The organism is Streptomyces sp. NPDC001135 (assembly GCF_053598395.1).
Map to the genome: position 1 here is coordinate 44,685 of NZ_JBSFKD010000007.1, position 12,943 is coordinate 57,627.

A 12,943-nucleotide genomic window follows, 5' to 3' on the forward strand; every position below is an offset into this window, starting at 1 on the left:
GCCCTCCTCAGAGCGTGGTGCGGTCGGGCCGCGCCGTGGGACCGAGCGGACCGGGGGACGGCTTGACCGCCGAGCCCTCGGCGCCGCGGGAGGTCCGGGCACCGCCGGTCGACCTGCTGCTTCCGTGGGTCCGGCCGCCGCCGGATGTCCGGTCGCCCGCGGCAGCCCCGCCCCCGCTCGAGGCCCCGGTGCTCCCGGCCGCGTCCGTCCCGCCCCCGCCGGAGACGGCCGCGTCCGTGCCGCCGGGTGTGCCCCCGGCTTCCGCCGATGCCGCTCCACCCGAGCCGCCGGCCGTGCGTGATCCGGCGCCGTGGCCGGACCTGAGGGCCGCGGTGCCGAGGTCATGGGCGGGTTCGGACCCCGGCCCGGCCCCGCTCTCCTGCTCGGCCGGGTGCGCGGGCCGGGGCTGGGTGAGCCAGGCCACGGCGGCGCCCGTGAGGGCCACGGGCCACTCCACCGCGCCGACGGCACCAAGTACTCCGGCCCCCGCGTACACGGCGATGCGCCGCCCGCGGGGCGACACCGCACCGACCTTGTCCAGTGTCCCTTCGGCGGCCCTGCTCACCATCCCGGCACCCGGGACCTTGCGCAGCACCGAGGCCGCGCCGTGCAGGGGCGCCGTGAGGACCGACGACTTCTGCTCAGCCATGACTCTCCTCGGGTGAGTTCGCCTTATGTGCCCCACCGAGTGCCCACCACCGTGCTGGTCATCCCCTGGTTCCACCCGGGGGCGCCCTCTTCCCAGGGAACCCCTCGGACCGCTTCGGCGCCACCCTCACCGCCCCCGCACGAGCGCCGGCCCCCTGAGAGCGAGCACCGCGGCCCGGACATCCGGGGATCCGGTAGCCCTCGGGATCCCCGTGCAGCCGGTCCCCGGTCCGCCTGCGAGTGAGCCGTGCCGGCTACGGGCGCCACGCCTCGTCGTACCCGGGGTGCCCGGCGAACGGCAGGGCGAGGAGCCTGAGCGTGGCGCACGGGGCCGGCTGCCGGCTCCCTCCGGTGGCTGCGGCACAGGTGCGGCACCGGCCGTCCTCCGCCGTGCGGTGCTCCGCCAGCAGCGCCCGGCCCGCCTCGACGTTCCGCAGGACGCGCGCCGGATCATGACGCGCCACATGGGTGAGCAGTCGCACCGGGTCCTCGGCGCCGAACTGCACCAGGGGCGTGTGCGTGGTCCCGCGGTCCTGGGAGGTGAGCACCTGCTCGATGTGGTCCGCGATGACGCCCCAGACCGCGCCGGGTGCGCCGGTGATCGCGTCGCGGGCCACCCGTTCCTCCTCCTGGAGCCGGGCCCGCAGGAACCGTTCGAGGGCCGCGGGCGTCACGCGGCACGCTCCCTGAGTCCCACCGACGCGGCCAACTCCCGCTGATACCCGGCGTAGGCGTTGCGCAGGGCCTCCCCCGGCCAGTCGGCGGGCAGGAGTGCCGGCGGCAGGACGGGGTCGGTGAGCAGGTGGCGTACGGCCGCGGCGTAGGCGGTGAGGCGGTCCGCGGGACTCCGGGCGGCGGCTGTGTGCGCCAGCAGCGTCCGCGCGGTGTCCGCCCAGCCGTCCAGCGGCCAGAGCCGGGCGACCAGGTCCTGGTGGGGCTCGTCGGGGCGCGCGGTGTACGTCCGGGCCACGGAGTGCAGCAGGTCCGGCAGGCCACGGTGGAGGTTGGCCGGACGCAGCCACACGCCCTCGCGGAGTTCGGCCAGGCGCAGGGCGGCCAACCGGGTGCGCAGTTCGGCGCGTTCGGCGGGGCCGCGGCCGGTCGCCGTGATCACCACCATTTCCCAGTCGCCGTCCCACGCGCGCGCGGCGGGCCGCAGCGCCTCGTCCTGGCGCTGCTGGCGGGCCAGCAGCCGGTCGCTGAGCCGGTAGACCGCGTCGGTACGCCGCAGGTCCCCCGCGGTCACCATCCGGCTCAGCGCGGCCCGCAACGTGGAGCCGCCGACGCCGAAGGGCTCCACCAGCCGGACCAGGTCCTTCACCGGGAGTTCCGCCGGGTGCGCGCCGAGGAGCAGGCTCAGTACGACCGACCGCGCGGACAGCGGCCGCAGGCCTGCCTCCTCCGGCTCCGGCGGGACGTTCATGCGCATGGGCACGTACTGTACGTGCGCCCTCCGTATTGCATCATTGCTACAACCGCAGGATGAGTGCAACATGCTCGCATGGTCTCGATTCCCGCACAGTCACCCGCGCGGCCCCAGCCCCAGCCGCCGTACGCCACGCACGACGTCACCAACCAGGCGCCGCCCCTGGCCCCCTACGACGCCTCCGACGACCGGGCCCTGCTGGAAGGGCTGCGCCGGGAGGGCGCCGGGTGGGCCGAGGAGGACATCCGGCGGCTGGGGGCGCGCGCCGGCAGCACCGAGGCGCAGGAGTGGGGGGACCTGGCGAACCGGTACGAGCCGGTCCTGCGCACCCACGACCGCTACGGTCACCGTGTCGACGAGGTGGAGTTCCACCCCAGCTGGCACCACCTGATGCGCACGGCGGTCGCCGAGGGCCTCGCCGGAGCGCCCTGGGCGGACGAGCGGCCCGGCGCCCATGTGGCCCGCAGCGCGGGCGGTCTGGTGTGGGGGCACACGGAGGCCGGCCACGGCTGTCCGACGTCGATGACGTACGCCGCCGTGCCCGCGCTGCGCGCCCAGCCGGATCTGGCCAAGGTGTACGAACCGCTGCTCACCAGCCGGGAGTACGACCCCGAACTGCGTGTGCCGGCCGAGAAGCCGGGGCTGCTCGCGGGGATGGGCATGACCGAGAAGCAGGGCGGGTCGGACGTCCGGACGAACACCACCGTGGCCACGCCCACCGGTGAGCCCGGCGTGTACACGCTGCGGGGGCACAAGTGGTTCACGTCGGCGCCGATGTGCGACGTCTTCCTGGTCCTGGCACAGGCCCCCGCCGGGCTGTCGTGCTTCCTGGTGCCGCGCGTGCTGCCGGACGGCAGCCGCAACACCTTCCGCATCCAGCGCCTGAAGGACAAGCTGGGCAACCGCTCCAACGCCTCCTCCGAGCCGGAGTTCGACCGGACGGTGGCCTGGCTGGTCGGTCCGGAGGGGCGGGGCGTGAAGACCATCATCGAGATGGTCAACTGCACCCGGCTGGACTGCGTGATGTCCTCGGCGACCCTGATGCGCAAGGCGCTGGTCGAGGCGGGCCACCACGCCCGGCACCGCAGCGCGTTCGGGGCCCGGCTGATCGACCAGCCGCTGATGCGCAACGTCCTGGCCGACCTGGCACTGGAGTCGGAGGCGGCGACGACGCTCACCCTGCGGCTGGCCGGGGCGGCCGACCGCGCGGTGCGCGGGGACGCCGGGGAACGCGCCTTCCGGCGGATCGCGACCGCCGTCGGCAAGTACTGGGTCACCAAGCGGGGCCCGGCGTTCACCGCGGAGGCGCTGGAATGCCTGGGCGGCAACGGGTACGTCGAGGACTCGGGCATGCCCCGGCACTACCGGGAGGCGCCGCTGCTGTCGATCTGGGAGGGGTCGGGCAACGTCAACGCGCTCGACGTGCTGCGCGCCCTCGGCCGGGAACCGGACACCGCCGAGGCCCTGTTCGCCGAACTCGCCCTCGCGCGCGGGGCGGACGCCCGCCTGGACGCGGCCGTCGCCGCGCTCAAGGACCAGTTGGCCGAAACGGACCAGGTGGGCGCCCGCCGGCTGGTCGAGCGGATGGCGCTCGCCCTCCAGGCGTCCCTGCTGGTCCGGCACGCCCCGCACCCGGTCGCGGACGCCTTCTGCGCGAGCCGGCTGGGCGGCGACTGGGGGCACGCGTTCGGCACCCTGCCGACCGGGGCGGGCCTCGGCGCGATCCTGGAACGAGCCCTGCCCGGCCTGAACTGACACCTCCCGCCGGGGGCGCGCACACCGCTCGCGCGCCCCCGCCGGACGACCGCCGGCCGCCCGCTCCCTGGCCGGTGACAGCCGACGGATCGCACACAGTCAGCGCGCGGTTCCCCACCGTTGTCGGTGCCGTGGTGCACACTCGCGATCAGGTGGCACTCGTCTGGGGAGGACAACGTGGTCACGGGGATCGACGAGGTCGACTGGGCCTCGCTGCGGCACGCGTACGGCACGGCGGAGGACGTGCCCGGATGGTTACGGGCACTGGCGTCCACGGACACCGCCGAGCGGGCGACCGCGCTCGACGGGATGTACCGCGCGCTGCACCACCAGGGGTGTGTGTACGACTCGACACTGGCCTGCGTCCCCTTCCTGCTCTCGCTCGTGGCCCGCGAGGAGATTCCGGACCGGTCCGGCGTCATGGAACTGCTGGTCGGCATCGGCGCGGACAGCGCGGACGGGGACCCGCGCGCACGGGAGGCGGTGTGCGCGGGCGCCGAAATCTTCGTCCCGCTCTCCCAGGACCCAGATCCGGCGGTGCGCCGGGCCGCCGCCGGGGCCCTCGTGCACTTCCTGACCGCACCCGCGCGGGTCCTGGACCTGTTGCGCCAGCGGCTGCGGACCGAGCGGGACGACCGCGTTCTGCTCGCCCTCACGGAGGCGCTCGGCCTGTTCGTCCGCCGGTACCCCGCGCACGCCGACGCCGCGGTGGGCCTCCTGGCCGAGCAGAGTACGCCGCCGTACCCCCCGGGGCTGCGGCTCGCCGCGCTCGGCCAGCTCGCGCTCGTCGCGCCCGGCCGGCTGCCCGCCGATGTCGTGCCGACGGCGGTCCGGCTGCTCCGGGAGCGCTCCGCCCACCGTGCCCGGCTCCCCGAGCCCGCCGCCGACACGCTCGTCGGGCGCTTACGGCGGCTGCGCCCGTCCGACGAGGAGGGCTCCCGTCTGCTGCGCACCCTGCACACCGGGCTCGGCGACCGGGTGGACGACCGGGCCGCGCTCCTGGGCGGGCAGTTGACCAGCCCGGACCCGGTGGACCGGTGCAACGCCGTGTGGATGGCGGCGGCCCTGCTGCGCGGCTGGCGCGGCGACCACAGCGGTACGGTCCGGCTGCTCGGCGCCCAACTGCCCGCGGAGCAGGACCGGTTACGGGACGCGGCGGTCGCGGTCCTGTCGGAGCTGGGCCCGCTCGCCGCGCCCGCCGCGGACGAGCTGCACGCGCTGGTGTACGCCCGGCCCGACCTGTGGACGCACCGCTTCGAGCGCGGCTCCCCCACGCTGGGCGGGCCGCTCAAGGCGCTGGCCGGGAGCGGCGATGCTCGCGCGCTCCCGGCCCTGGCCCAACTGCTGGCCGGCCCGGCCGCGCCGGTGGACCTCGGGTTCGCACTGGCCCGCCTGGGCGCCGCCGCGGCCCCCCTCGCCCCCGCGGTACGGCACCGGCTCGGCCGGATCCCGCCCGCCTCGCCCTCCGCCGCCCGGCTCGCCGCCCCGCTGCTGGCGGCGACCGTCGCCCTCGGGGACGACGCCGCGGTGCCGGAGGTGCTGCGGCTGCTCTCGGGGGCTCCGGACGGCTTGGGAGCACGGGACGCGATCGCGGGACGGGCCGTCGAGACGCTGGCGGCGCTGGGCGCCACCGCGCATGCGGTACCCGTCCTGCGCGCACTGCTGCACACCCGGCACGCCGCCGCCGCGGCCGGCGCCCTCTGGTCGGCGCACCAGGACGACTCCGCCGTACTCCCCGTGCTGCTGCGGGAGTTGGCCCAGGCCGATCCGGAGCGCCGGTGCCGGGCCGCCGGGCAGCTCGGCGGACTGGGGCCGGCCGCGCGCTCCGCGCTGCCCGCACTGCGCCGGATGGCCTGCTCGCGGTCGGCGCGGGAGCGGGTGTCGGCCGCCTGCGCGCTCTGGCGCATCGACGGGGATCCCGAGCCGGTCCTGCCCGCGTTCCGGGCGGCCTGGGCGGACGACCCGCACACCCGCGCTCCGATCGCGCGGTGCCTCATCACGATGAGCCCGGCCGCCGCCCCGCTACGGCACCTGGTGGCGGCGGAACTGGCCGCTCCGCGCCGCCTTCCGGCTCACCCGCGGGGCCACGGCGGCCAGGCCGTACCGGAGGACGAGGCGCTGCTGAGGGCGTGTCGCGAGGCACTGGCGGCGATGTAGGGATCACCGCAGGCACTCGCCGGAGCCGATGGGTTCACGGACGCGGCGGTGCGCCTCGACGACGGTGACGCTCCAGCGGGCGTGGTTCCAGGCCGGTTCGCCCCGGCGTTCAACCGACGGCTTCGGCAGACGACGCAGGCGGCCTTCTCAACCGGTTCGAAGTCGGGGCTGACGGAATCGGCGTCGCCGAACGACGCCAGGCCGTTCCCGGCCTCGCCGCTGCCCTGCGTCCCCCGGCGGTCGCGATGACAGAAGACGCGCCCGGGCGGCCGACGCCTCCGAGGGCGAGGCCGTCTGCCCACCGCGTGGACCTGCCTCCCCACCTGGGCCGGGCTGCCCGCGCCACGCGTCGGAGGACGGGCCGACCGCCCGTTCGCCCCTGCGGCCGACACACGGGACGCGGCGCCGGGCGCCACGCACGGCCCGACCGGGTACGCCACGTACAGCCCGGCCCGGTGCGCCACGCACGGCTCGGCCGGGTCGGCTCGATGTCGGCGGCTGCGGCTGCGGCTGCGGGCCGGGTCCCCGGCCGTTACCGGGCCCGGATCCCCGGCCGTTGCAGAAAGGCGGGCCGGGATCCCGCCCGTACAGGAAGGCGGGACGGATTTCCCGGCCCGCAGGAAAGCGGGCCGGTGACCATGGTCAGACCATGCGTCCCCACTGGGGTCCGAGGCGTGCCCATTCCGTGTCCCAGGCGTCCATGCGGCGGCGTTCCAGACGGGCGCGCAGGGCGAGGCCGCCGACGAAGGGGACGGCCGCGCTGCTCACACCCACCAGGCAGCCGATCAGGGTGCCGCGGAAGGCGGCCTCCGCGGCGGAGGTGGGACGGCTGACGAGACTCCCCTGCGGGTCGGTCCAGACGGTGACCGGCGTGCCCGCCTTGCTGCCGGGCTCGACCCGGACCTGACCGGTGCGGGTGGAGCCGTCGGCCACCGTCCAGCGCACCTTGGCCCAGACCTGATCGCCGGAAGAGGTGCGGCCGTGCGCGGGCGAGCTTCCCGGGGCCCGGGCCACGACACGGGCCATGACGGGGCGCCAGGCCGCCCGCTCCCCGGCGAGTCCGTGTTCCACCGACCGGGACGCCACGAGTCCCGCCGTGACCCCCGCGATGACGGTCAGCAGCCAGGCGCCGAGCACCACCCAGGCCTCCACCATGTCGGCCCGGCGTCTGAGCGGGTTGCGCCGCCAGCGCCACAGCCACACCTTCGGACCACGGAACGCCTTCAAAGGCATCCTCCTCACGAGCGCACCGACCGGCCGGACCGCCCTCCCATACGCGGGAGACCGCCCCGTTGCTCACGACGAGCCGTCTCCCCGACGGTCGCACGAGACGCCCCGTCCGCGCAGGCGCATGCCGCAACGAACCCCGGCCGATCTTCGTCGCGAGCCGACGACACCGTCGTGACCTGCGGGAACGTGCACTCCGAGGGAGAGTGTCAGTGGCGGGGTGCAGACTGGCCGATAACTGACGACTACCTGACTCACGACTACCTGGACGACGGCGTCCCGGAGGTGATCGGCATGACCGAGGTACTGCTGGCGGTGGGCACCCGCAAAGGTCTGTTCATCGGGCGCCGAAGGGGCGGCGGCGCCTGGGAGTTCGACGACAGTCCGTATTTCAACGCGCAGGCGGTCTACTCGGTCGCGATCGACACCCGGGGGGACCGGCCGCGGCTGCTGGCCGGCGGCGACAGCACGCACTGGGGTCCGTCGGTCTTCCACTCCGACGACCTCGGCCGCACCTGGACCGAACCGCCGCAGCCGGCCGTCAAGTTCCCCCAGGACACCGGAGCTTCCCTGGAGCGCGTCTGGCAGCTGCACCCGGCCGCCGCCGAGCCCGGCGTGGTCTACGCCGGCACGGAGCCCGCGGCGCTGTACCGCTCGGAGGACCGCGGCGAGAGCTTCGCACTGGTCCGGCCGCTGTGGGAGCACCCGACGCGCTCGCGGTGGGTGCCGGGCGGCGGCGGTGAGGGACTGCACACCGTGGTCACCGACGCCCGTGACCCGCGCGCGGTGACCGTGGCCGTCTCGACGGCCGGGGTGTTCCGCTCCACCGACGGCGGCGCGAGCTGGGCGCCGTCCAACTCGGGTGTGTCGGCGGTGTTCCTGCCCGATCCGAACCCGGAGTTCGGCCAGTGCGTGCACAAGATCGCCAAGGACGCGGGCGACCCGGACCGGCTGTATCTGCAGAACCACTGGGGGGTGTACCGAAGCGACGACGCGGGCGGGCACTGGACGGACATCGGCGCGGATCTGCCGTCCACGTTCGGCTTCGCGGTGGCCACGCATCCGCACCGGGCCGACACGGCGTACGTCTTCCCGATCAACGCCGACGCGGACCGGGTCCCCGCCGAGCATCGCTGCCGGGTCTTCCGCACCACGGACGCGGGCCGGACCTGGGAGCCGCTGTCCAAGGGGCTCCCGGAGAAGGATCACTACGGCACGGTGCTGCGGGACGCCCTGTGCACCGACGACGCCGAACCGGCGGGGGTCTATTTCGGCAACCGCAACGGCGAGGTGTTCGCCTCGGCCGACGACGGCGACAGCTGGCAGCAGTTGGCGGCGCACCTGCCGGACGTGCTGTGCGTGCGGGCGGCGGTGATCGGCTGAAACGCGCGGGCGGGCCGCGCGGGGCGTCACCGGTGGGGCTTTCGGGCTTGGCCATCGGTTGATCACCCGGATGTCCCCGGCAGTAGGGTGACGCCCGTGGCACCACGACCCTTGCATGAAATCGTCGAACCGGGCTGGGCGAAGGCCCTGGAACCCGTCGCCGGACGGATCGCCGGAATGGGCGACTTCCTGCGCGCGGAGATCGCCGCGGGACGCACCTACCTCCCGGCCGGACCGAACGTCCTGCGGGCCTTCCAGCAGCCCTTCGACGAGGTACGGGTCCTGATCGTCGGTCAGGACCCGTATCCCACCCCGGGGCACGCGGTGGGCCTGTCGTTCTCGGTCGCGCCCGAGGTACGCCCGCTCCCGCCGAGCCTGATCAACATCTTCCGCGAGCTGAACGCCGACCTGGGCCTGCCCCAGCCGTCCAACGGCGACCTGACGCCCTGGACCCAGCAGGGCGTGCTGCTGCTCAACAGGGCGCTGACCGTGGCTCCGCGCCGCCCGGGCGCCCACCGTGACAAGGGCTGGGAGGAGGTCACCGAGCAGGCGATAAGGGCCCTGGCGGCCCGTGGCAAACCGCTGGTCTCCATCCTCTGGGGCCGGGAGGCCCGCAATCTGCGTCCCCTGCTGGGCAGTCTGCCGGCGGTGGAGTCCCCGCACCCGTCGCCCAGGTCGGCCGACTACGGGTTCTTCGGCTCACGTCCGTTCAGCCGGGCCAACGACCTGCTGATGCAGCAGGGCGGCCAGCCGGTGGACTGGCGACTGCCGTGACCGTCCCCGGCTATCTGGCGGTCGACTCCGGAGGCTCGGGTCTGCGGGTCGCCGTCGGTGTGCCGGGCCGGGCTCCCGCCGCACAGCGGGAGTCACGGGAACCGGTCCGCACGGGTGCGCGGGGCATCGATCCCGCCCATCTGACGGCCCAGCTCGTCCCGCTGGCCCGGGCGTCCGCCGCCGAGGCCGGGATCGGCCGGCTGGAGACGGCCGTCGTCGGCGCCGCCGGGTTCGCCAGCCTGGGCGACGCCCTGCGCGCCGAACTGCCCGGCGCCCTCGCCCGCGAACTGGGCGCACGGCGGGTGGCGCTCGCCGCCGACGCCGTCACCGCCTACGTCGGGGCCCTCGGACCGCGTCCGGGCGTGGTACTCGCCGCGGGTACCGGGCTGATCGCGGTCGGCACCGACCTCACCGCCTGGCGCCGGGCCGACGGGTGGGGCCATCTGCTCGGGGACTGCGGCAGCGGCGCGTGGATCGGGCGGGCCGGCCTGGAGGCAGCGCTGCGCGCCCACGACGGCCGGGACGGCGGCTCGGCACCGCTGCTGGCCCGCGCGGAGGAGCAGTTCGGGCCGGTGCGCGGCCTGCCGGGCCTGCTCTACCCCCGCTCCGACCGGCCCGCCGTACTGGCCTCCTTCGCGCCTCAGGTGGCCGCCTGCGCCGCGCAGGACCCCATCGCCGCGGACATCGTGTGCGCGGCGGCCCGGCACATGGCCGAGTCCGCGACGGCCGTGTGCCCGGCGGACGGCACACCCCGAGTGGCGCTCACCGGTGGCCTGTTCCGCCTGGGCGATCCGCTGCTCGTCCCCCTGCGCGAGGAGTTGGCGAGCAGGCTGCCGCACGCCCGGCAGGTGCCGGCCGAGAGCGACCCGCTGCACGGCGCCGTGCGGATCGCGGCCGACCTGGCGTCCGGCCGGCTCACCCTGCCGGGTGAAAAGGCCATGCTCTACGTGGTCCCGGTACAAGCCGATTGAAGTCCCCGGCAAAAGCGGATCGCCCCCTCTTCCACTCCGTTTCGCTCCTTTTCGCTCCCTGTCATCCCCCTGCCATCCTTTTGTCGGCCTATGTTCTCGGCACGTGCTCTGAACATGTGTCATCCGCTTGTCACTCATCAGACAAAACCGGACGGAAACCGCTCACCTGCACCCTCCCCGAACGGAGGAACCCCCGAAGCCAGTAACATGCGGCGCCATGAGCACCCCCACTGGGCCCGAGTCCGGCCTGCCAGTACGAATGCCGCGACCCCGCCAGCCCGGACGGCACCGCCGACCGGAACCGCTGGTGGCTCCCGAGGGTGCGCCCGCGCTCGCCCTCGCGGTGCCCGGTGCGCCCAGCGCCGCCACGCGCGCGCTCGCCGAGGAGGTCGTGAGCATCGCCCGCTCCGAGCTGCCCGGCCTGGACGTCCGGATCGGATACCTGGACGGGGACGACGTCGAGTTCCCCACGCTGCGTTCCGTGCTCGCGCGCGCCGCCGACGAGCGCACGGCCCGTTACGAGCAGGCCCTCGCCGCCGGGCTCGAAGGGGTCAAGGAGCCCGACGGTCCGGTCGCGGTCGTCGTCCCGCTGCTGGCCGGCCCGGACAGCGCCCTGCTCCGGCAGATCCGCCAGTCCGTGATGGACAGCCGGGTCGCCGCCGAGCTGACCGATGTGCTCGGCCCGCACCCGCTGCTCGCCGAGGCGCTGCACGTGCGGCTGTCCGAGGCGGGTCTGGCCCGGGCCGACCGCGCGCGCCTGTTCACGGTGGCCACCGCCGCGGACGGCATCATCCTGGCGTCCGTGGGCGGCGAGGAGGCCGTGCAGGCGGCCGGGATCACCGGCATGCTGCTCGCCGCGCGCCTGGCGGTGCCGGTGATGGCGGCGGCCCTGGACCAGGAGGGCTCGATCTCCTCCGTCGCCGAGCAGCTGCGTTCCTCGGGCTCGCAGCAGCTGGCACTGGCGCCGTATCTGATCGGCCCGGAGATCGACCCGGCGCTGCTGGCGGCGGCGGCCGAGGAGGTGGGCTGCGCCACCGCCGAGGCGCTCGGCGCATACCCGGCGATCGGCAAGCTCGCCCTCGCCAAGTACACGACGGCACTGGGCATCGCCCCGCAGCAGCCGCAGGGCATGCCGGTCCGCTGACCGCACGCCGGCACACGGCACGCATACGGCGAAGGGCCCGCTCCGCACCCAGGAGCGGGCCCTTCGCCTCGTCACGGGCGGTTCGGCGAAGACGCCTCGGGCGGAGGCGGGAGTCGGGAGGGCAGGCCGCAGACGTGAAGCGGGGGCGGGGCGGGCAGGGCGGGGCCTCAGCCGAAGACGACGCAGGAGGCCGCGGGAACCGGCACCGAACCGTCGTAACAGGGCACCCCCGTCGTCTCGTCCACGGCGAACCACGTCACCTCGCCGGAGCGCTCATTGGCCGCGTACAGGAAGCCGCCGTACTCGGCGAGCGCCCGCGGCCAGTGCCCGCCACACGGCACCGTGCCGGTCAGCCGGAGTGTCCCTCCCTCGACGGCGAGGACCGACAGGACGTCCTCACCGCGGGTCGCGGTCCACACGAAGCGACCGTCGGGCGCCACCACGATGCCGGACGGATAGGCGTCCCCGGCAGGCGCACCGGGCAGCACCGGGACCTCGGTCAGCGGCTTGAGGGAGCCGGCCTCGGCGTCCCAGCGGCACACGGTCACCGTGGGGGTGAGTTCGTTGACGACGTAGGCGTGCGCGCCGTCCGGGTGGAAGGCGAGATGGCGGGGGCCTGAGCCGGGGCGCAGGGCGAACTCGCGGTGCAGGGCGGGGGCGCCGTCCGCGAGGGTGCAGACCCGTACCGAGTCGGTGCCGAGGTCGACGCTGACGGCCCACCGGCCGCTCGGGTCGGCCTGCACCTGGTGGACGTGCGGTCCGCGCTGGCGCCGGTCGTGCGGACCGGAGCCGGTGTGCTGCAGCCGCCCGGAGGGCTTGGCCGCCAGGGTGCCGTCCGGGCGCAGGGGTACGGCGGTGACGCTGCCGGAGCCGTAGTTGGCGGTCAGCACATGTCCTGCGTAGAGGCCGAGGTGGGCCGGTCCGCTGCCGTCGACCGGTACGGGCGCTCCGGCGAGCACGGGCCGGCCGCCGTTGACGCGGTAGGCGGCGACGGCGCCCTCGGCCGTCTCGCTGACCGCGTAGAGCGTCCCCCCGTCCGGCGACAGGGCCAGGTAGGACGGGTCGGGTACGTCGTTCACGGCGGGCCCCAGCGTCAGGGCGCCGCCGTCCGGCGCGACCGCGGCGGTCACGAGGCCGGGGCCGCCCGCTGCCGTGAACGAGCCGATGAACGCCCGGCGCCTGCCGGGCCTGCCGTCCTCTGCCACCGCTGTCCCCTCTCGGTCCTCGGTCGAGCCCGTCCCGGGCCGACCGTAGCAGTCGACCAGGCCGGTCTAGACCAAGAAGGCGCGCACGCGGGGCGGTTCCTCTCCGTACACACCCTTGCGCCGACTCCCCGCCCCTCCAGTGACGGGCCCGGGCCGCCGCGAGCCGCGCCCCTGCGCAACCGGCTCGCCGGCCCCCACCGGCCCCGATCCCTGTGCGACCGGCTCACGCGCAGTCCCACGCCCCCGAGCTCCC

General features: G+C 75.4%; 11 protein-coding genes. 6 read left to right on the top strand and 5 right to left on the bottom strand.

The features are described from left to right. Positions 1-7: 7 nt before the first annotated feature. The 3 genes from ACWC94_RS11440 to ACWC94_RS11450 form a co-directional block, all read right to left on the bottom strand. Complete coding sequence (locus tag ACWC94_RS11440) at positions 8-649, bottom strand: hypothetical protein (RefSeq protein ID WP_450796293.1); 642 nt, start codon at positions 647-649, stop codon at positions 8-10. Positions 650-902: 253 nt separating this feature from the next. After that, a complete protein-coding gene (locus ACWC94_RS11445; protein WP_450796294.1) occupies positions 903-1,322 on the bottom strand; it encodes a DUF6221 family protein in 420 nt (139 codons plus the stop codon). Then, positions 1,319-2,077, bottom strand: coding sequence for a PaaX family transcriptional regulator C-terminal domain-containing protein (locus ACWC94_RS11450; protein WP_450796295.1), 759 nt, complete (start codon positions 2,075-2,077; stop codon positions 1,319-1,321). The genes ACWC94_RS11445 and ACWC94_RS11450 overlap by 4 nt, the downstream gene beginning before the upstream one ends. A gap of 72 nt (positions 2,078-2,149) precedes the next feature. On the opposite strand from ACWC94_RS11450, the gene ACWC94_RS11455 reads away from it, so the two are divergent. Together ACWC94_RS11455 and ACWC94_RS11460 are read left to right on the top strand one after the other, a co-directional pair. Then, positions 2,150-3,829 carry a DNA alkylation response protein gene (locus ACWC94_RS11455; protein ID WP_450796296.1) on the top strand — a complete coding sequence of 560 codons (1,680 nt, stop codon included), beginning with the start codon at positions 2,150-2,152 and terminating at the stop codon, positions 3,827-3,829. A gap of 177 nt (positions 3,830-4,006) precedes the next feature. Then, positions 4,007-5,986 carry a HEAT repeat domain-containing protein gene (locus ACWC94_RS11460; RefSeq protein ID WP_450796297.1) on the top strand — a complete coding sequence of 660 codons (1,980 nt, stop codon included), beginning with the start codon at positions 4,007-4,009 and terminating at the stop codon, positions 5,984-5,986. 642 nt (positions 5,987-6,628) lie between these two features. Here ACWC94_RS11460 and ACWC94_RS11465 read toward each other — a convergent pair. Next, on the bottom strand, positions 6,629-7,219 hold the full coding sequence (locus tag ACWC94_RS11465) for an Rv1733c family protein (protein ID WP_450796298.1): 591 nt from the start codon (positions 7,217-7,219) through the stop codon (positions 6,629-6,631). A 288-nt stretch (positions 7,220-7,507) separates the two neighbouring features. Here ACWC94_RS11465 and ACWC94_RS11470 point away from each other — a divergent pair, with 288 nt between their 5' ends. The 4 genes from ACWC94_RS11470 to ACWC94_RS11485 all read left to right on the top strand — a co-directional run bounded on the left by ACWC94_RS11470 (position 7,508) and on the right by ACWC94_RS11485 (position 11,485). Further along, on the top strand, positions 7,508-8,596 hold the full coding sequence (locus tag ACWC94_RS11470; protein WP_450796299.1) for a WD40/YVTN/BNR-like repeat-containing protein: 1,089 nt from the start codon (positions 7,508-7,510) through the stop codon (positions 8,594-8,596). 96 nt (positions 8,597-8,692) lie between these two features. Next, positions 8,693-9,370 carry a uracil-DNA glycosylase gene (locus ACWC94_RS11475; protein ID WP_450796300.1) on the top strand — a complete coding sequence of 226 codons (678 nt, stop codon included), beginning with the start codon at positions 8,693-8,695 and terminating at the stop codon, positions 9,368-9,370. Next, complete coding sequence (locus ACWC94_RS11480; protein WP_450796301.1) at positions 9,367-10,341, top strand: N-acetylglucosamine kinase; 975 nt, start codon at positions 9,367-9,369, stop codon at positions 10,339-10,341. Before ACWC94_RS11475 ends, ACWC94_RS11480 begins: the two co-directional genes overlap by 4 nt. A 217-nt stretch (positions 10,342-10,558) precedes the next feature. Beyond that, on the top strand, positions 10,559-11,485 hold the full coding sequence (locus tag ACWC94_RS11485; RefSeq protein WP_450796302.1) for a sirohydrochlorin chelatase: 927 nt from the start codon (positions 10,559-10,561) through the stop codon (positions 11,483-11,485). 167 nt (positions 11,486-11,652) lie between these two features. Here the strand turns inward: ACWC94_RS11485 and ACWC94_RS11490 are convergent, their stop codons facing one another. Next, positions 11,653-12,690, bottom strand: coding sequence for a lactonase family protein (locus tag ACWC94_RS11490; protein ID WP_450796303.1), 1,038 nt, complete (start codon positions 12,688-12,690; stop codon positions 11,653-11,655). Positions 12,691-12,943 lie beyond the last annotated feature (253 nt).